Raw genomic sequence first — 18168 nt, 5'->3', positions numbered from 1 at the left:
AGAATAAAAAATAATCCCATGTTTCCCTATTACAGAAACCGCCGTTTACGCACCAACGAATCCATCCGTTCACTTGTGCGTGAAACCATTTTGACACCGAATGATTTTATGTTCCCGATGTTTATCACAGAAGGAACCAACACCCAGGAAGCCATTCCATCAATGCCCGGGATTTACCGTCGTTCGCTTGATTTGACCGTTCGAGAAGTCCAGGAATTGTGGAAAATCGGGGTCAAGGCCGTCAACATTTATGTCAAGGTCGATGATAAGCTCAAGGACAACACCGGACGCGAAGCCTGGAACAAAGACGGGCTGATGCAGGAAGCGATCCGGGCCATCAAAGGAGCGGTTCCCGAAATGATCGTAATGCCAGATGTCGCCCTCGATCCGTATTCCATTTACGGTCACGACGGCATCATCGAAAAAGGGAAAGTCGTAAATGATCCTACTGTGGATGCGCTTGTCAAAATGGCACTTTCGCATGCCGAGGCCGGTGCCGATTTCATTGCGCCGAGCGACATGATGGACGGTCGTGTGTATGCCATCCGCAAAGCGCTTGAAGAAAACAATTTCCACGATGTCGGTATCATGAGTTATGCGGCCAAATACGCATCGGGCCATTATGGGCCCTTTCGCGATGCGCTTGATTCAGCTCCGGTCGATGCCGAGGAAATTCCCAAAGACAAAAAAACGTACCAAATGGATTATTGCAATCGCACCGAAGCAATCCGGGAAGCGTTGCATGATGTGGAAGAAGGAGCCGATATCGTTATGGTGAAACCCGGATTGTCATATCTGGATATTGTACGCGAAGTCAAGAACGCGGTTCATGTACCGGTTGCTGTTTTCAACGTTTCCGGTGAATATGCCATGGTGAAAGCGGCTGCGGAAAAAGGATGGATCGACCATGATAAGGTGATGATCGAACAACTGACGTGTATCAAACGCGCCGGTGCCGATTTGATTTCGACATATTTTGCCAAAGAAGCGGCTTTGTTGCTAAACAAATAAAAAATGAATCGGACGCTATCACTTTTTTTCCTATTACTGCTATTGGGCTGCAAATCCAAGGAATCGGCACCGGAACAGGACTTTTCTTATGAAGATGACAAACTCACACCTGTCCAACACGGCCAGAAAATCTTCGAAGGCAAAGGGAATTGTACGGCATGCCATCAGCCGGAACAAAAAATCATCGGGCCGTCGTTGAAAGAAATAGCATCGGTTTACAAAAATCGCGATGGAGCCATTGTTAAGTTTCTTAAAGAAGAATCGGAACCAATTGTAGATCCGGCTCAATATGCGGCGATGAAAGTGAATTTCACCGTGACCAAGAGAATGACAGATGAAGAATTGCAGGCACTGGAAGCGTACATCTACAGTATAAAATAGTTTTTTTCTGTTGTCTTGAATCCTGTCCCCGAAACCGTTTGCGCTTTTATTCCTATATTTATAAAATGCAATCGGCACATATAAAAACACCTCTGGGAACAGCCCGTATCGAAGGCGATGAAAACGGTATTTCCCTGATCCATGTGCTGGATGAAAGCATCGAAGCCTCAACCGAAATTCCCCAATCGCTTTCAAAAGCAGTATCGGAACTGACGGAATATTTCGAAGGGAAACGGCAACAATTCACTTTTGCAATAAACCCAAAAGGCACCGATTTCCAAAAATCAGTATGGAAAAGCCTGGTTGAAATTCCGTTCGGGACTACAACTTCCTATTTGGCCTTGTCGCGCAAATTAGGAGATGAAAAAGCCATCCGTGCCGTGGCATCCGCCAACGGAAAAAACCCATTATGGATTGTCGTTCCGTGTCATCGCGTCATTGGTTCGGACGGATCATTGACGGGCTATGCCGGCGGTTTATGGCGCAAGAAGTGGCTGCTTGAACATGAATCACCTCCAACCCAACAAAGTCTGTTTTAAATCGATACCATGAAATTTATCAAACGTCTTTTCCTTGGAATTATCCTGTTGATTTTATTGGCAGTAATCGGGCTTTACGCTTCGGGTTACGGATACATCGTCCGGGCGGTTTGGGTCACCTATATGCATGGACATCAAACGGCTTATCTTGAAGATTACAAGCACTTTGACAACAGAACCATATCTGCCGGAAATCAAAAACAGCCGTGGAAAGCAGCGACAGATTATAACTCGGTAGAGGTTACAAAACGACTTGACAGTGTCCACAAGACAATCGGTTCGGTCGCGTTTCTCATCATCAAGAACGACAGCATCTGGCACGAAAGCTATTTTGACGGATTTGGCAAAGACAGTAAATCCAATTCGTTTTCGATGGCCAAAAGTATTGTGACCATGGCGCTCGGGAAAGCGATCATGGAAGGTAAAATTCCGAGTCTCGATGCTAAAGTAGGAACCTATTTCCCTGAATTTACATCGGGAAAAGCAGCAAACCTTACCGTGGGCGATTTATCGTCTATGGCTTCCGGCCTGGATTGGGACGAGAAGTATTACAGTCCGTTCTCCAAAACCACGCAAGCCTATTTTGACCGCGATCTGGCAACATTCATGAAAAGCCTCAAAGTTATTCACGATCCCGGAACATCCTACCAATACTCAAGCGGGAATACCGAACTACTGGCCATGTGCATCGAGAAAGCCGTCGGGACAGATTTGGCGACCTATGTTTCAGATAAATTCTGGAAACCGCTCGGGGCCGAAAATGACGCATTATGGCAAACCGACCATGAAAACGGACTTGTAAAAGCCTATTGCTGCATCGCTTCGAATGCACGTGATTTTGCCCGGTTCGGAAAACTCTACGAACATCACGGCAACTGGAACGGACAACAACTACTCGATAGTGCTTTCGTCAAAAAATGTATCACGCCGCGTTTTCCGGAATCGCCCCAATATGGTTATGGCTGGTGGATTTTTGATCACGACGGCCATCAGGGTTATTATATGCGCGGTCATTTGGGTCAATACGTCATCGTAATCCCAAAAGACGATCTGATCATCGTTCGCCTTGGCCATAACGGAAATGTCAGTGATCCGGGCGAGTTGCACGCCAATGATTTTTACGTATATTTGGAAGAGACTTATAAAATGCTTTCGAAACGGAAGCGCTAAACGCCATTTAAATTTGTACACGCCATGATTCAAAAATTTCCACTCGGGAACATCTTGTTCCTTGACATCGAGACCGTTCCGATTCACGAAAACTTCAACGAATTGGACCTTGATTACCAAGAACTTTGGGCTCAGAAAACGGCCTATCAACGCAAAGACGAATTCACGCCTGAAGAATTTTACGATCGCGCCGGAATCTGGGCTGAATTCGGGAAAATAGTCTGTATTTCCGTCGGTTATTTTGTGTTGAAAAGCGACATCCGCAACTTTCGCGTCACGTCTTTTTTTGGGGAAGAAGACAAGATTTTACGCGACTTTTCCAATCTTCTTGAAAACCATTTTTCAGGTCCGCAATACATGTTGTGCGGCCATAACGCCAAGGAATTCGATATTCCGTATATAGCGCGCCGCATGATTATCCATGGAATCTCATTGCCCGAAAAACTCAACCTGTTCGGTAAGAAACCTTGGGAAGTGCCGCATCTTGACACGCTTGAACTGTGGAAATTCGGCGATTACAAACATTTTACGTCGCTTAAGCTATTGACAAAAATCCTCGGTATTCCTTCCCCGAAAGGCGATATCGATGGCAGCCAGGTCGGCCACGTTTTCCATGTCGAAAAAGACATCGACAGAATCGTGACGTATTGCGAAAAAGACGTGATTGCAACGGCACAAGTTTTTCTTAGGATGAGACGGGAGGATTTGTTGGTTGATGAGGAGATTTTGCACGTTTGAGTTTTCAGGAGCATGAACCCGCTGCCCGCTATTAGCTGTTATGCAAAATTCAGGTTTTGCAGCGGCTTGGTGTAGCTTCTTTCAGTCGCTCACCCACTCGCGCAAAAGCCCTGAATTTTCCTGCTACAGGCTAACCGCTCGCATCGGGGCTAGGCTGTACGACTTTGTTTTTCCACATGCTCGATTCAACCGATTTTCTATTTTTACTAATATGGAAATAAACGACCAACTCTACCAAATCCCGCTTCGTTACCGCAAAACCGAAAACCTGCACATCGTGTTCTGGCTGCTCAAAGACCTGTGTTGGGTCATGCTCTGGAAACCGCTCGGCTTGATCATGATTTTCCCGACGATTGGTGCGGCGGCTTTGATCACATGGCAAACGCGCCATATCAAAAGCGAACTGCTGCATAACGTTGCCGTGCTTTTCTGGATCATCGCGAATTCATATTGGATGATGACGGAATTTTTCTCAGACAATGATTCATTGAGATATTATGCCGTGATTCCATTTGCCTTGGGAATCGTATCGGTTGCCTACTACTATTTCGGATTAGGTCTGGAAAGGTATTCCGGCTGGAAAAATCAGAAAAATAGCATTACATAGAAATAGACTATCTGTATTCACTAAATTAGCCCAAAGCAACCGGTAATATTAGTGCCATTATCTCATTATCTCATTTTCAAATTATCTAATTAATGGTCCTTTCGCGTTTCTGGCTCACTATCTTTATTTCGTCAATCCTTTTTATTGTCGTCAGTTTTTGCATCGGCGGAACATATGCGACAGATTTTGTGCTCAACGGAAAAAAAGATGACCCAATCCTTATTTCTGAGCAGTATCTGGAAGAACTTCCGAAGTTCCTTCAGGACAGCATCCAAAAAAGCGACGAAAAATCATTTACAATTAACCGCGACACTACGAACATTGATACGACGTATGTCTTCAAAAATAAGACGGTCAAAGTATTCAGCGGCATTCAAAAGTCCGATGGTTTGTTGCCGACATGTAAGAACACATTGTTTGATTTAATCCTTCCGCTGATTGCCTATCTCGCTTTTTTCTGCGGATTGATGCAGCTTCTCATCGATTCGGGCGCATCGGAAAAGCTCGCAAAAAAACTTAGTCCTGTTTTCGTCAAAGTGTTTCCGTCTGTTCCGAAAGGACACGAATCTATATCGTACATGACGCTCAATTTCGCCGCGAACTTCCTCGGCCTCGATTCCGCAGCAACGCCCTTCGGATTGAAAGCCATGGAAAGCCTGCAGGAAATCAACCCCGATAAGGAACGAGCGAGCGATGCCCAAATCATGTTCATGTGTCTTCATGCCGCCGGTCTGACATTAATCCCCACATCGATCATCGGATATCGCGCCGTTGAAAATGCCGCCAATCCGGCCGATGTGATGCTGCCGTGTATCATCACGTCTTTCATTGGGACAATCGCCGCTTTTCTCATCGTGGGTATCCGACAGAAAGTCAATTTCAAAAGTGCTTCACTTGTCGTGACCCTGATGACGCTTATTGGTGCTATCGCCGGATTATTATTTTACGTGAACGGGCTTGACCTGATCGAAAAGAATTTCTTCACCGGAAACCTGTCCGGATTATTGCTGATTGGAATTATAGCCTTTACACTGATTTTTGCGTTTGTACACGAAAAGAAATTCACGGCGCTGAACACCACCGTTTTCGACTCTTTTGTAACCGGGGCCAACAACGGTTTAAAAACCGGGGTCACTATTTTTCCTTATGTCCTGGGAATGCTGGCTGCGATTTCATTGTTCCGGAACAGCGGGTTATTTGAGATCATTTCTGACGGAATCGCGTTTGTGTTTTCGCACTTGGGCGTTTCAAAAGAAATCACGGATTCGCTTCCGGTGGCATTATTGCGCCCGTTTTCTTCCGGCGGTTCGCGTGGCTTTATGATTGATTCGATGCGGATGTACGGCGTAGATTCCCTGACGGGCCGATTGAGCTGCATTTTCCAATGTTCGGCAGAAACGACTTTTTACGTCATCGCCGTCTACTTCGGATCGGTCAAGATCAAGAACACGAGATACACACTCACGACCATGTTGCTCGTTGATTTGATTTGTGTTTTGGCGGCGATTTTTGTGGCAGGATGGTTTTTTTGATATGGAATCGGGAAAGAAGCATCGTTTCCTGACGGTGATAATTGCTTTGGTCTGGCTTGTAAACGGGCTGTTTTGTAAAATACTCAATCTGGTTCCGAGGCATCGCGAAATCGTGGCGCGGATTCTCGGAGAAGATTATTCTGCCTCGATTACTACCACGATAGGAATCCTTGAACTACTGATGGCTTTTTGGATTATTTCGCGTTACAAATCGCGCCTTAACGTCATCTTCCAAATGGCAATTATTGCAACCATGAACCTGCTTGAATTTGTTCTCGCTCCGGATTTGTTGCTTTGGGGAAAAGCCAATATTCTTTTTGCTTTTTGTTTTATCGGACTGATCTATTATTCAGAATTCATCGTTCCTAAAACCAATGGCTAAATCTACACAACATCCGTTTGGGGTAAAAGCCTTCTTCAAATCGTCGGTCGTGCTGACTTTTGCAGTCGATAAAAATCAGTTGAAATCGCTTATTCCGACTCGTCTCGAATTGGACACTTTTGAAGACAAATGGGCCTTTATCGCCATAGCCATGGTTCAGACAGAAAAACTTCGTCCGGCTGTTTTTCCTGAATTTTTAGGGAACGATTTCTTCCTTGTCGGATATCGCATCTTTGTCCGATATAAAACCAAATCGGGAAAGAACCTACGCGGATTATATATCCTCAAATCTGAAACCGACAAACGTAAAATGCAGTTTCTGGGTAATATCTTCACCAATTACAACTATGGTTTGATAGACGTTTTGCGAATATCAGATGCAAAATCAGAAATCATTTCATCCCAAAAATCAGGTTTTGAAATTCACATCGACAGATCAAAATCAGAAATAACCTTACCCGTAAATTCTGTGTTTTCAGATTGGAAACAGGCCCGTCGCTTTGCAGGTCCGTTGCCGTTTACTTTTTCCTTCGATGCCAAGCAAGATTCCGTAACCCGTGTAGAGGGCGTACGCCAAAATTGGGAACCGAAACCCATTGCAATTCCGGAATATCATTTTAGTTTTCTCGATACGTTGAACCTGCAAAATCCAACGTTGACCAGTGCGTTTGAGATTGAAAACGTTCCATATTCATGGAAAAAGGGAATCGTCGAAACATGGAAGTAACACGCAGTCCGTTTCAAGGTGTCAAAAACATCGTCGAATTCAACCGGCATTTTTATATAAGTTCCGGATTTATTATTTTGATAGTATTGTCGGCCCTTTTTTTCTTGCCGGCATTTTGGCAAAAGGTGATGGCGACAATTATGTCTGTGTTCATCTTACAGAATCTGATTTCACTTGTGGCATCACATTACATTTATGACCGTTCCGATTTATACAAAATGGAATGGCTTGAAAAGCTGCGGCCACAAAAAATACTGTTGGTCACGGCCGGATTCGACGAAACTTCAGATTGGCTGACCCAACGTTTTCCAGCCGCCGAAGTAGTTGTCTGCGATTTTTACAATCCGCAAAAACACACTGAAATCTCAATAGAACGGGCAAGGAAAAAGTATCCGTCCAAACCCGGAACCGTAAGCGTGAAAACGTCGGAAATTCCATTTGCTAATGAAACTTTTGATCTTGTCATCGCGTTTTTATCGGCACATGAAATCCGGGAAGATAAAGAGCGCATTACTTTTTTCCGGGAACTAAATCGGGTTTTAAAACCGGAATGTTTTTCATTTGTGACCGAACATATACGTGATGGCTCCAATTTTTTGGTGTACAACATTGGGGCTTTCCATTTTCATTCGCGCCAAACCTGGTTCCGGACATTCGTTGAATCTGGTTTCCAAATGTATCGGGAGTATAAAATCACACCGTTTGTCTCAACTTTTATGATTAATAAGAATGATAATACAGCTTAAAGTTGTCGGTGTTTTGCTCATGCTTTTGGGCACAATCCATATCCTTTTTCCACACCTGTTCGACTGGAAGAATGAATTGGATAGATTGAGCCTCATCAACAGGCAAATGATGCTTGTCCATACCTTTTTTATTGCACTCGCCGTTTTCCTGTTGGGCTTGTTGTGCCTTATGTATCCTGTGGAATTGCTGTCGACGAAACTCGGAAAAGCGATTTCTATGGGAATAGGCATTTTCTTCGGAATCCGACTGCTTATACAGTTCATCGGATATTCGCCTCGATTATGGAAAGGCAAAGTATTCGAAACCGCCGCACATGTTTTTTTTGTTGTGCTTTGGGGTTATTTGACCGGAATTTTCGTTTTTGTTGGATTGGGCTGATGCTTCAGAGTTTGACTTCGGGAACTTTGGCCGTAATCATTTCGTTGAGTAAACCGTTTCTTGAATCTTTGAGTTTTTCGAGGAAAGGCGTAACGTCATTGCCATAACTCCTTTTCGAATAGGAATAAAGCACCAAGGCTTTGGTTTTGTCTTTCAATTCGATTTGAGTGTATTTGTAGATTATAATTCGACAACGTCCACTTTCCCCGAAGAATTGTCGCTTAATAAACAATCCAGGATTTGTTCCTTTCCATCCGGGCTTTTTATGACACTGAAATGGCAAATTTCATCGGTTTTTTTTCTTTCGGTAAGTTCTTCTGCTTTCTGGGCAACTGCTTGTTCGACGCTAAATCCGGCATGAAGCACATATAAGGTCAGCATTTGGTCGAACCGATCCACAGTTTCGCCTTTAGGCAGATATTCCTGTACATACATTTTTTCATTCGGTTTTTGTGACCACGCCAAACTGAATTCGGTTTTGTTGAATTGCAATGGACCTTTGATTCCAAGTCTTTCCACCGGATCAGAACTTGTCGCGAAAGACATACAAATGAGGCAAACCAAAAGGATACTTTTTTTCATGAATTTGATTTGAATAGTAAAACTAACGGAACAAAAGCGGCACGAATTCCGTCAGGTAATCACGCCAATTACTCCATGTGTGCCCGCCGGCAGTTTCTTTGTAGACGTATTTGAACTGCATCGCATCGAGTTTTTTCCGAAACGTATTTGATTGCTCAAACAGGAAATCATCGGTGCCAATCCCAATCCAATATAATTTATAACCTGCTTTTTTCTGGGCTTCCAGTTTCCTGTCGAAATCTTTGTAGACTTCACCCGGTGCTTCTTTGGGCCACAACATGGCAGATGAAAACACAGCGACATAACCAAAAAGCTCCGGATTATTGGCCGATATCACAAGTGAATGCATGCCGCCCATTGACAATCCGGCGAGCGCACGGCTGGCTTTGTCTTTTTTGACGCGGAATCGCGATTCGATGAATGCTACCACTTCGGGATAGGCTTTTTCGGTATTTCCGGAGAACATATCCGGTTGAATGAAAACCGGTTTTTTCATGGGTGCCGATGATTCTCCCGGAGCCGCAGTCTGTCCGGCATTTCCATTGGCCATCACGACAAGCATCGGTTTGGCTTTTTTGGATGCGATGAGGTTATCGAGTATCTGCGCCGTCCGACCCAACTGCAACCAGGCATCTTCATCTCCGCCCGCTCCGTGCTGCAGGTATAACACAGGATAATTTTCTTTTGAAGTTTCATAACCCGCAGGCGTGTAAACCGTGAGGCGGCGATTGGTTTTAAGCGATGGCGAATCATACCACACGTGGATGACAGACCCATGAGGAACGTCACGAACCAGGTAATCATCGGCTTTTCCGCCTGGGACAAAAAACATCCCGAAGACATTTCCGACATCGCGGATCACAAACGCATTATTGGGGTCGAGCGTCCGAACTTTATCGACCTGGAAATTGTACAGATACATTTCAGAGGGAAGCGCCACAGTCGTTACGCTCCAGACTCCCGATTCGTTTTTGGTGAGTCGCATCGGGCCTGAACCTTTCTGCAGTAAATCACATTCCAGCAACACTTCGGAAGCGGATGGCGCATAGATACGGAACGTTACCGTACGGTCTGCGTTGACTTCGGGTGAAACGAGTTCCGGGATTCTGTTCTGTGCGACAGAAGCGACACTGAGAAAAAAGATGATGACGTTCAGGATTCTTGCCATAGAAAAAGCGTTTCCTAAATGTACGTCTTGTAATCAGATAATAATCAACTTTCGGAGTTTTTGATAAAAAAAGGAAAGTTAGTCAATTATCATTTCCGGGATTTCACCCTCAATAATCAAATCGGCTTCGGTCGATGCGATGATGTGATCTACCGAAACACCTGGTGCCCGTTCCAGAAGCTTGAAACCATTTGGCGTGATTTCCATGACGGCGAGTTCCGTTACGACTTTCTTGACACAACCCACGCCGGTCAACGGCAACGTGCAACGCTTGAGTATCTTGGATTCTCCGGCTTTATTGACGTGCATCATGGCTACGATTATATTCTCCGCAGACGCTACCAAATCCATAGCACCGCCCATTCCTTTGACCATTTTCCCTGGGATTTTCCAGTTAGCGATATCGCCGTTTTCTGACACTTCCATGGCACCAAGAATTGTCAAGTCGACTTTCTGGCTGCGGATCATACCGAAACTAAAAGCAGAATCAAAGAAACTCGCTCCGGGCAATGTCGTGATGGTTTGTTTTCCGGCGTTGATCACATCTGGATCTTCGTCGCCTTCAAATGGAAACGGACCCATTCCCAGAACACCGTTCTCGCTTTGGAATTCCACCGAAATATCTTCACGGACGTAATTGGCAACCAATGTGGGAATTCCAATTCCGAGGTTGACGTAATAACGGTCTTTTACTTCTTTGGCGATGCGTTTCGCGATTTCTTCTTTGCCTAAAGCCATATCAGTTTCTGGTTCTAACGGTTCTTTGTTCAATGCGTTTCTCGAATTTTTCTCCCTTAAAGATGCGTTGCACCATGATTCCCGGAATATGGATTTCATTCGGATCCAGACTTCCGACGGGCAATAATTCCTCTACTTCCGCAATCGTGATTTTTCCGGCACCGGCCATTGGCGCATTGAAATTGCGGGCCGTTCCTTTGAAGATAAGGTTTCCGGCCTCATCCCCTTTCCATGCTTTTACGATGGAGAAATCGGCTTTGTAGGCGTGTTCGAGGATGTGCATTTTGCCGTTGAATTCACGTGATTCTTTCCCTTCGGCCACTTCGGTTCCATAACCGGCAGGCGTGTAAAAAGCAGGGATTCCGGCTTGGGCTGCACGGCATTTTTCGGCCAGTGTTCCCTGGGGCGTGAGTTCGACCTCGAGTTCGCCGGAAAGCATCTGGCGTTCGAATTCGGCGTTTTCGCCTACATAGGATGAAATCATTTTTTTGATCTGCTTTTTCTGGAGGAGCAGACCGAGGCCGAAATCATCCACGCCGGCGTTATTTGAAATACATGTAAGATTTGAGACGCCCATGCGAACGAGTTCAGCTATTGAATTCTCAGGGATTCCTGAAAGTCCGAAACCGCCGAGCATGATGGTCATATCATTTTGAATACCTTGTAGGGCTTCATGTACCGAGTTGACTTTCTTAGTGATCATAGTTTGTTATGAAGAAGCGCAAATTTACTTTTTTCTATATCGATTTCGTAATGAAACGGTGTTTTTCTGTCAGAAATCAATTGCCCATGATGACCCGAACAATGCAAGCAAACTTTTAACAGAATATTCATATTTTATGTATCTGATTCTCATCGGGAAATTGTAGGGACCACATTGGCCTTTCCTGTGCAAACATCGTGTTTTTGCAAATGCAAGTCTTACATGAAAAATGTATCATGTGTTAAATGTTTTCAATTTTTGGTGTAGGACATTCTTTATCTCGTTACGAAGAGTGTTACAAATTACAGATACGCGGCCGGGATGCGAGCGGATAGCCTTTCGAAAAAAAAGCCCGGTTTTTGGCAGTTGCAGAAGCGACTAAAAGAAGCTTTTGCAACAACTGAAAAACCAGGCTTTTTTAAGGAAGCTATGAGCGGGCAGCGCGAACTTGCCGCCCAAAAATTACTGAATCATAAATTCATCCGTATCTTGGGCCGTGCTGTCAATGGCAGTGGAATCTACTTCCTTGACCTGTCGTTCCCAACAATCGACCTTGATGGCAAGGTTGGCCGGGCGTTCGAAATCTTTCTTGGATACATCGAGGGCGGTATCATTGTAACACGATTTCATGAACATACCCCAGATTGGCAATGCGGCAACTGCACCTTGTCCGTAAGTAATGGATTTAAAACGTGCCGAACGGTCTTCGCAGCCGACCCAAACACCTGTTGCCAGATTCGGCACCATACCCACGAACCAACCGTCTGACTGGTTCTGTGATGTTCCGGTTTTACCCGCAATCGGGTTGTTGAATACGTATGGATAACCGGTTACACGTTCGTATCCGTAACCGCCGCCTTGTGTGCGCAGACGTACACCGGAACCGGATTCGGTCACTCCTTCAAGCAAACGGATTACGGCAAATGCAATGTCTTTATTGAGTACGTCGCGTGATTCAGGCATAGGCTCATATATAAGAGAGCCGTTTTTGTCTTCGATATGTGAAATGAATTGCGGCTTCATATAAACACCCTGGTTCGCAAAAGTGCTGTAAGCAGCAACCATGTCCATAACGGTGATTTCGACAGCTCCCAGAGCGATTGAAGGTTGTGCCGGAATTTCAGATTTCACTCCAAGTTTATGCGTCATTTCAATAACAGCTTCCGGCCCGACCTTGTCAATGAGTTTGGCCGATACGGTGTTGATGGAATAAGCGAGCGCTTTTTTGAGCGTCACCATGCCGCGGAATTGTCGGTCGGAATTATTCGGTGTCCAGGTTTCGGTCACGTGGTGACGGCCTTTTGGAATCGTGAACGGTGAATCGAGAATAGAATCGCAAGGGGAATAATTGAGCTGTTCTATTGCCGTTGCATACACGAATGGCTTAAAGGTAGAACCTACCTGGCGCGCGCCCTGGCCAACGTGATCGTATTGGAAATATTTATAATTGACCCCGCCGACCCATGCTTTGATGTTTCCGGTTTTTGGTTCCATCGCCATCATTCCGGCCTGAAGGAAACTCTTGTAGTACCTGATGGAATCGGTTGGCGTCATCGTGGTGTCACGTTCGCCTTTCCAGGTGAAAACGGTCATTTTGGTCGGGATGCTGAACGATTTGATGATGTCTTCTTCAGATTTATCCTGGGCAGACATTTGCTTCCATCTGTCAGAATTCTTCATCGCCGACATCATGATTTTGTCCGTCTCTTCTTTTGAGATACGCACGAACGGCTTGTTCTTGTTGTCCTTTTGCTGGTTGTTGAATTCGATTTGCAGGTTCGACAGATGTTTGTGTACGGCATCTTCCGCATATTCCTGCATACGCGAATCAAGCGTGACGTAGATCTTGAGGCCGTCGGAATAGATGTCGTAATCTGTCCCGTCCGGTTTTTTGTTGTCCTTTGTCCACTTTTTCATGAATTCACGCAGGTACTCGCGGAAATAGGTAGCGATACCTTCTTTATGGCTTTCCGGATGGAAATCAAGCACCAAAGGTTTGTTTTCGCTTGCGGTTTTTTGGGCTTCTGTGATGAAATTGTTCTTTACCATCTGGCCCAGGACCGTATTACGGCGCAAACGCACTTTTTCGGCACGGCGTATAGGGTTGAACAACGATGGGTTTTTGAGCATTCCGACCAAAGTAGCGCTCTCTTCAAGCGTCAGGTCTTTCGGTTCTTTATTGAAATATACTTTTGCGGCGGAACGGATTCCGACGGCCGTATTGACAAAATCAGCTTTGTTGAGGTACATCGCAATGATTTCGTTCTTGGTGTATTGACGTTCCAGTCGAATGGCGATGATCCATTCTTTAGCTTTCTGGATGATACGAAGCGGTAAGAAACGTGAACCTTCGCCGTGGAAAAGCAATTTGGCGAGCTGCTGTGTAATGGTACTGGCACCACCGCTTGTTCCCAGACTCATGAGGGCGCGTGTAGTTCCGCGTCCGTCTATTCCGGAATGTTCGTAAAAACGTTCGTCCTCAGTAGCTACAAGTGCCTTGACCAAATGTTGAGGCAATGCATTGTATTTGATCATCGTACGGTTCTCATTGTAGAATTTTCCAATGGTCACACCGTCTGACGAAATGATTTCAGTCGCTAGATTCGATTCCGGGTTTTCCAGCTCCTCGAACGATGGCATAGACCCGAAAACACCCCACGAAGCCAGTAGGAAGAACAATGCGACACCGCCCAGCGTATAAAAAAATACTTTCCAGAAACCGCGTTTGTAGTAGGCTACGTCACGCTGAAAGAATCCTTGTTTTTTTGCCATGATTATTTTGTTGATTCAATTCTGAAACCTACATCGGTAATACCATCCAGGCGTTCTACACCTGAGATTTTTCCGCCCTTGCGCACCGCCTGGCGAATCTTGACATGATACTTTCCTGAAGGTTTGAACGTATAATTTTCTTTGTAAAACAACTTGCTTTCCTTGATATCGGAGAATCCGTCTCCGAGTAAATTCCCTTCAGGATCGGCCATCTGGTATTCCAAGGTGTCCAATTTCACAATACCTTTGGGCTGTTCCATGGATACGATCAAAAACAAATTGCTGAATTCATATTTGTCGTTGTCACGTACATTAACGAACAAATTATAGGTTTTGGTACTGTCAACCTGTGGCAAATCAAAAGATACGATACTGTCTTTGTGCCACCCGGAAGCCGGCATCGACTTATATTCGTCAAAAACACGGCTCTTGTCACACGAAACGAAAGCCATCGAAATCAATAAAAAAGCAATACTAACTTTTAGGTTCATCTGAATTACCTCTTTTATCGTTATTGCGGTTACGATTGCGATTACGGTTGTTCCGATTCGGGTTCGGACGGTTTTCACCCGCAGGTTTTTCGCCAGAAGAAGCATTCGGATTTGCAGTTCCTTCAGCTTTCGGTTTGCTCTCCGGACGATTTTCCTGCCTAGGACGATTCTCGTTCCGGTTGTCCGGCCTGCGGTTTTCGCGTGGCTGATTCGGTTTTCCTTCCGGATTTCTTTGCCGATTTTCCTGTCGGTTCTCGGTATTCTGGGGCTTCCCGCTTTGTTCGCCTTTAGATTGTTGCGGACGGCCTTCCGGATTCGGTCGACGATCGCCTCTGTTTTTTGGCTGCCCCTGTTTAGGCGCATTTCCATCGGCAGATACGGCAGCACCTTGTTTGTTTTTATTCTTGTTGCGGTTCTTGTTGTTGCGTTTCGGCTGGTCGAATCGCGTCAGGCTTTCCTGTCCGACACCATTGTTGAATGTCTTTTCAGGTTCGATGGCAGCGACTTCGACGGCGAAATCTTCTAACGATGCAACTTTGTTCTTTAGTTTGTTTTCGGCCAAAATCTCCTTGACCTGTTCTATTTTGAGCGTGTGCCAATGTGCGGGGCTATCGGTATACGCAAACCACATCAATCCTTTGAAAATGTCCTGTTTCTGGCAAACCGCATCACCTTTTTCCGTCTGTAATTTCGTATCGAAATCCGGAAAATCGCGCAACGCGTCCATATACGTGTCGAGTTCGTAATTGAGACAGCATTTGAGTTTGCCACACTGTCCGGCGAGTTTCTGCGGATTCAAGGACAATTGCTGATATCTGGCTGCCGATGTATTCACCGAACGGAAATCCGTCAGCCACGTCGAACAGCACAATTCGCGTCCGCAAGAGCCGATTCCGCCCAAACGCGACGCTTCCTGCCGGAAACCGACCTGTTTCATCTCGATTCGGATTGAAAACTCACGCGCAAATTCCTTGATCAATTGACGGAAATCGACACGGTCATTGGCCGTATAATAAAAGGTAGCTTTTGAGGCATCGCCCTGGAATTCAATATCTGAAATCTTCATTTCCAGTTTGAGCATGATGGCCAGCTCACGTGCCCGAACCTTCATCGGTTCTTCACGATCACGTGCGTTGCTCCAGATATCGATGTCTTTTTGCGAAGCTTTCCTGTAGACTTTCAAAACTTCCGGCGAATCGACCGGCGTGTGCTTTTTCTTCATCTGCACTTTCACCAATTCGCCTGTAAGCGTCACGATTCCAACATCATGCCCGGATGCTGCTTCAGTTGCAACCACATCGCCAATACTCAGCGTGAGTTTCTCGGAATTTCTGTAGAATTCTTTCCTGCCGTTCTTGAAACGCACCTCGACACAGTCAAAAGGCGCTTCGCCAGAAGGCAGGCTCATGTTGGCAAGCCAGTCAAAAACCGTCAGTTTGTTGCAACTGTCGGTTCCGCATGTGCCGTTATTTTTACAACCTTTAGGCGCGCTGCCGTCGGAGGTTGAACAAGATGTACAAGCCATAATATGTATATAGTGATCGTGGCAATGCCACTACGTTTCTCAACTTAGTCGGTAAAGATAGTGTTTTGAGATGAAAGTCGGTGAAGTCGGAAAAGTCAGGAAAGTCTGGAAGGTCAGAAAAGAATTATACGCTATATCCGAACATTTGTGTGACTGATGCAATAAGGCCACAAAAAAGCCCCGGATATTCGAGGCTCAATGATTATCGTAGCACTTTGTAAAGTGTATCGCTCAACCGAATCCGGAACGGCAATTTAAAGGAAACCAAGTCGTTCACCTGAGCCGGATTTGTCGGATTGTCTTTGACGAAAAGTTCACCGACCGTTAAAATCTCTTCACCCGTCGTTGGACCCGAAATCAATATCTCGTCACCAACTTTAAGTTCACCTTCCACAATCAAAAATTGCCCGATTCCCGCTTTTGGAAAATAATGGACGCCTTTTCCAAGATAGCTTTTCCGCAATTTTGGCCTTGGCTCTTGGCTCTTGCTTCTTGGCTCTAAAATCTCTAAACTCTCACGCGCCGTCAGATTCTCCGGCCGTCCTTTCTTGAAAATCATGTTTCCTTTCTGGATGCCGCGTCTCAATTCTTTTTGCTCGGCTTCCGGTAATTGCACGATATCGGCACAGGCCACGGAACAGCATCCGTGCATTGCTTCGGCACATTCCTCACATTGAAGAAACAACAAATGGCACGCTTCGTTCGCGCAGTTGGTATGTGTGTCGCACGGTTTTCCGCATTGGTGGCAGTTGGAGACAATATCGTCCGTAATACGTTCGCCTAAACGCTGGTCGAATACGAAATTCTTGCCGATGAACTTGCTTTCGAGATTTTCCGCTTTTACCTGGCGTGTGTATTCTATGATTCCGCCCTCGAGCTGGTAGACGTTCTCGAAACCTTTGTGCTTGAAATAGGCACTTGCTTTTTCACACCGGATTCCGCCTGTGCAATACATCAGCAGTTTTTTATCCTGTTTATGTTCCGCAATCTGTTCTTCAATGATAGGCAACGACTCGCGAAACGTATCTACATCTGGTTTTATCGCGCCAACAAAATGACCGATCTCGCTTTCATAATGATTGCGCATGTCGACCAGGATCGTATCCGGATCATTGAGCATGTCGTTGAATTCGGAGGCTTTGAGGTGAATGCCTTTGTTTGTGACATCGAACGTATCGTCGTTCAATCCGTCGGCGACAATCTTATCGCGCACTTTTATCGTCAGTTTCAAAAACGAATGATCGTCCTGTTCCACAGCGACATTCAACCGGATGCCTTGCATGAAATCATAGGCTTCAAGCGTGTCTCGGAATTCATAGAAATGATCTGCCGGAAGTGACAATTGGGCGTTGATACCTTCATGTGCCACGTAAATCCGACCCAAAACGTCAAGCGGATTCCATGCTAAAAATAAATCGTCCCGAAATTTTTTAGGGTCTTCAATTCGCGCATAGGCGTAGAACGACAAAGTCAGTCGTTGCTTTCCGGCTTCGTCAATGAGCACGGCACGTTCCTCTGCGCTTAATGTGTTGTACAGTTGCATGCTATAAACAAATTAAGTTTGTGGACTGGTTTTATCCGGTCCGATTAGTAGAGGCTGCAAATATAATTTGTTTCAATAGAATTTTCATATCTGATCCTCAGTTAATTGTGATTTTTATTATCAGAATATTCAACATAAAATGAACTAATTTGGCTTTTTATTTGATTTTTTTGCACCGAATGGTTATTTTGGCTTCGGAATCTTAAAAAATCACGCTATGAACAGAAGAAAATTCCTGACAGGAACGGCAAAAGTTGTCCTTGTCACCACAGGATTGGTTGTCACGGGCGGTCTAATGGAGGCTTGTAGCAGTGATGACAACGGAAATTACTCCGGCGGCTATTACGACGACGGTTACTACGATGATGGCTATTATGACGATGGCTATTACGATGACGGTTATTACGACGATTAGAATCAGTTCGTAAATTCCA

The 18168-nt window shown here is 45.2% G+C and carries 21 protein-coding genes; 12 read left to right on the top strand and 9 right to left on the bottom strand.

The window, feature by feature from the left end; genetic code table 11:
• The first annotated feature begins 18 nt into the window (after positions 1-18).
• The 11 genes from hemB (at position 19) to G6047_RS09730 (ending at position 8212) form a co-directional block, all read left to right on the top strand.
• A complete protein-coding gene (gene hemB / locus G6047_RS09780) occupies positions 19-1011 on the top strand; it encodes a porphobilinogen synthase (RefSeq protein ID WP_169527429.1) in 993 nt (330 codons plus the stop codon).
• 3 nt (positions 1012-1014) lie between these two features.
• Positions 1015-1392 carry a c-type cytochrome gene (locus G6047_RS09775; RefSeq protein ID WP_169527428.1) on the top strand — a complete coding sequence of 126 codons (378 nt, stop codon included), beginning with the start codon at positions 1015-1017 and terminating at the stop codon, positions 1390-1392.
• Between the two features lie 65 nt (positions 1393-1457).
• A complete protein-coding gene (locus G6047_RS09770) occupies positions 1458-1931 on the top strand; it encodes a methylated-DNA--[protein]-cysteine S-methyltransferase (RefSeq protein ID WP_169527427.1) in 474 nt (157 codons plus the stop codon).
• Positions 1932-1940: 9 nt separating this feature from the next.
• Positions 1941-3101, top strand: a complete 1161-nt coding sequence (locus G6047_RS09765) for a serine hydrolase domain-containing protein (RefSeq protein WP_169527426.1) — start codon at positions 1941-1943, stop codon at positions 3099-3101.
• A 24-nt stretch (positions 3102-3125) separates the two neighbouring features.
• Positions 3126-3839: a 3'-5' exonuclease gene (locus G6047_RS09760; RefSeq protein ID WP_169527425.1), complete on the top strand. Its 714-nt coding sequence runs from the start codon at positions 3126-3128 to the stop codon at positions 3837-3839.
• A 211-nt stretch (positions 3840-4050) separates the two neighbouring features.
• Positions 4051-4446 carry a hypothetical protein gene (locus G6047_RS09755; protein ID WP_169527424.1) on the top strand — a complete coding sequence of 132 codons (396 nt, stop codon included), beginning with the start codon at positions 4051-4053 and terminating at the stop codon, positions 4444-4446.
• A gap of 92 nt (positions 4447-4538) precedes the next feature.
• Positions 4539-5978: a nucleoside recognition domain-containing protein gene (locus G6047_RS09750; protein ID WP_169527423.1), complete on the top strand. Its 1440-nt coding sequence runs from the start codon at positions 4539-4541 to the stop codon at positions 5976-5978.
• 1 nt (position 5979) lies between these two features.
• On the top strand, positions 5980-6360 hold the full coding sequence (locus G6047_RS09745) for a DoxX-like family protein (RefSeq protein ID WP_169527422.1): 381 nt from the start codon (positions 5980-5982) through the stop codon (positions 6358-6360).
• Positions 6353-7087 (top strand): DUF2071 domain-containing protein, encoded by a 735-nt coding sequence (locus G6047_RS09740; protein WP_169527421.1) that lies wholly within the window; start codon positions 6353-6355, stop codon positions 7085-7087. The genes G6047_RS09745 and G6047_RS09740 overlap by 8 nt, the downstream gene beginning before the upstream one ends.
• Positions 7088-7227: 140 nt before the next feature.
• Positions 7228-7833 (top strand): class I SAM-dependent methyltransferase, encoded by a 606-nt coding sequence (locus tag G6047_RS09735; protein ID WP_169527420.1) that lies wholly within the window; start codon positions 7228-7230, stop codon positions 7831-7833.
• On the top strand, positions 7817-8212 hold the full coding sequence (locus G6047_RS09730) for a hypothetical protein (RefSeq protein ID WP_169527419.1): 396 nt from the start codon (positions 7817-7819) through the stop codon (positions 8210-8212). The genes G6047_RS09735 and G6047_RS09730 overlap by 17 nt, the downstream gene beginning before the upstream one ends.
• Before the next feature lie 4 nt (positions 8213-8216).
• On the opposite strand, the gene G6047_RS09725 is transcribed toward G6047_RS09730, so the two are convergent.
• The 9 genes from G6047_RS09725 to trhO all read right to left on the bottom strand — a co-directional run bounded on the left by G6047_RS09725 (position 8217) and on the right by trhO (position 17734).
• A complete protein-coding gene (locus tag G6047_RS09725) occupies positions 8217-8369 on the bottom strand; it encodes a hypothetical protein (protein WP_169527418.1) in 153 nt (50 codons plus the stop codon).
• Positions 8370-8392: 23 nt separating this feature from the next.
• Positions 8393-8794, bottom strand: coding sequence for a hypothetical protein (locus G6047_RS09720; protein ID WP_169527417.1), 402 nt, complete (start codon positions 8792-8794; stop codon positions 8393-8395).
• A gap of 22 nt (positions 8795-8816) precedes the next feature.
• On the bottom strand, positions 8817-9962 hold the full coding sequence (locus tag G6047_RS09715) for an esterase (RefSeq protein WP_169527416.1): 1146 nt from the start codon (positions 9960-9962) through the stop codon (positions 8817-8819).
• A gap of 78 nt (positions 9963-10040) precedes the next feature.
• A complete protein-coding gene (locus tag G6047_RS09710; RefSeq protein ID WP_169527415.1) occupies positions 10041-10700 on the bottom strand; it encodes a 3-oxoacid CoA-transferase subunit B in 660 nt (219 codons plus the stop codon).
• Position 10701: 1 nt separating this feature from the next.
• Entirely contained in the window at positions 10702-11403 is a 702-nt protein-coding gene (locus G6047_RS09705; protein WP_169527414.1) for a CoA transferase subunit A, read from the bottom strand.
• A gap of 462 nt (positions 11404-11865) precedes the next feature.
• Positions 11866-14175 (bottom strand): penicillin-binding protein 1A, encoded by a 2310-nt coding sequence (locus tag G6047_RS09700; RefSeq protein ID WP_169527413.1) that lies wholly within the window; start codon positions 14173-14175, stop codon positions 11866-11868.
• A gap of 2 nt (positions 14176-14177) precedes the next feature.
• Positions 14178-14666 carry a gliding motility lipoprotein GldH gene (locus G6047_RS09695; protein WP_169527412.1) on the bottom strand — a complete coding sequence of 163 codons (489 nt, stop codon included), beginning with the start codon at positions 14664-14666 and terminating at the stop codon, positions 14178-14180.
• Entirely contained in the window at positions 14650-16191 is a 1542-nt protein-coding gene (ricT, locus tag G6047_RS09690) for a PSP1 domain-containing protein (RefSeq protein ID WP_169527411.1), read from the bottom strand. The genes G6047_RS09695 and ricT overlap by 17 nt, the downstream gene beginning before the upstream one ends.
• A gap of 202 nt (positions 16192-16393) precedes the next feature.
• On the bottom strand, positions 16394-17734 hold the full coding sequence (gene trhO, locus G6047_RS09685) for an oxygen-dependent tRNA uridine(34) hydroxylase TrhO (RefSeq protein WP_169527410.1): 1341 nt from the start codon (positions 17732-17734) through the stop codon (positions 16394-16396).
• Between the two features lie 217 nt (positions 17735-17951).
• Between trhO and G6047_RS09680 the strand changes: the two genes are divergently transcribed.
• Entirely contained in the window at positions 17952-18149 is a 198-nt protein-coding gene (locus G6047_RS09680; RefSeq protein WP_169527313.1) for a hypothetical protein, read from the top strand.
• Positions 18150-18168 lie beyond the last annotated feature (19 nt).

Source organism: Flavobacterium silvaticum (assembly GCF_012911565.1).
GTDB lineage: Bacteria > Bacteroidota > Bacteroidia > Flavobacteriales > Flavobacteriaceae > Flavobacterium > Flavobacterium silvaticum.
This window is presented reverse-complemented; position numbering and strand designations above follow the sequence as displayed.

Coding starts and splice junctions, on each gene's coding strand:
- hemB (WP_169527429.1), top strand. CDS start 19: ATGTTTCCCTATTACAGAAACCGCCGTTTACGCACCAACGAATCCATC.
- G6047_RS09775 (WP_169527428.1), top strand. CDS start 1,015: ATGAATCGGACGCTATCACTTTTTTTCCTATTACTGCTATTGGGCTGC.
- G6047_RS09770 (WP_169527427.1), top strand. CDS start 1,458: ATGCAATCGGCACATATAAAAACACCTCTGGGAACAGCCCGTATCGAA.
- G6047_RS09765 (WP_169527426.1), top strand. CDS start 1,941: ATGAAATTTATCAAACGTCTTTTCCTTGGAATTATCCTGTTGATTTTA.
- G6047_RS09760 (WP_169527425.1), top strand. CDS start 3,126: ATGATTCAAAAATTTCCACTCGGGAACATCTTGTTCCTTGACATCGAG.
- G6047_RS09755 (WP_169527424.1), top strand. CDS start 4,051: ATGGAAATAAACGACCAACTCTACCAAATCCCGCTTCGTTACCGCAAA.
- G6047_RS09750 (WP_169527423.1), top strand. CDS start 4,539: ATGGTCCTTTCGCGTTTCTGGCTCACTATCTTTATTTCGTCAATCCTT.
- G6047_RS09745 (WP_169527422.1), top strand. CDS start 5,980: ATGGAATCGGGAAAGAAGCATCGTTTCCTGACGGTGATAATTGCTTTG.
- G6047_RS09740 (WP_169527421.1), top strand. CDS start 6,353: ATGGCTAAATCTACACAACATCCGTTTGGGGTAAAAGCCTTCTTCAAA.
- G6047_RS09735 (WP_169527420.1), top strand. CDS start 7,228: ATGTCTGTGTTCATCTTACAGAATCTGATTTCACTTGTGGCATCACAT.
- G6047_RS09730 (WP_169527419.1), top strand. CDS start 7,817: ATGATAATACAGCTTAAAGTTGTCGGTGTTTTGCTCATGCTTTTGGGC.
- G6047_RS09720 (WP_169527417.1), bottom strand. CDS start 8,794: ATGAAAAAAAGTATCCTTTTGGTTTGCCTCATTTGTATGTCTTTCGCG.
- G6047_RS09715 (WP_169527416.1), bottom strand. CDS start 9,962: ATGGCAAGAATCCTGAACGTCATCATCTTTTTTCTCAGTGTCGCTTCT.
- G6047_RS09710 (WP_169527415.1), bottom strand. CDS start 10,700: ATGGCTTTAGGCAAAGAAGAAATCGCGAAACGCATCGCCAAAGAAGTA.
- G6047_RS09705 (WP_169527414.1), bottom strand. CDS start 11,403: ATGATCACTAAGAAAGTCAACTCGGTACATGAAGCCCTACAAGGTATT.
- G6047_RS09700 (WP_169527413.1), bottom strand. CDS start 14,175: ATGGCAAAAAAACAAGGATTCTTTCAGCGTGACGTAGCCTACTACAAA.
- G6047_RS09695 (WP_169527412.1), bottom strand. CDS start 14,666: ATGAACCTAAAAGTTAGTATTGCTTTTTTATTGATTTCGATGGCTTTC.
- ricT (WP_169527411.1), bottom strand. CDS start 16,191: ATGGCTTGTACATCTTGTTCAACCTCCGACGGCAGCGCGCCTAAAGGT.
- trhO (WP_169527410.1), bottom strand. CDS start 17,734: ATGCAACTGTACAACACATTAAGCGCAGAGGAACGTGCCGTGCTCATT.
- G6047_RS09680 (WP_169527313.1), top strand. CDS start 17,952: ATGAACAGAAGAAAATTCCTGACAGGAACGGCAAAAGTTGTCCTTGTC.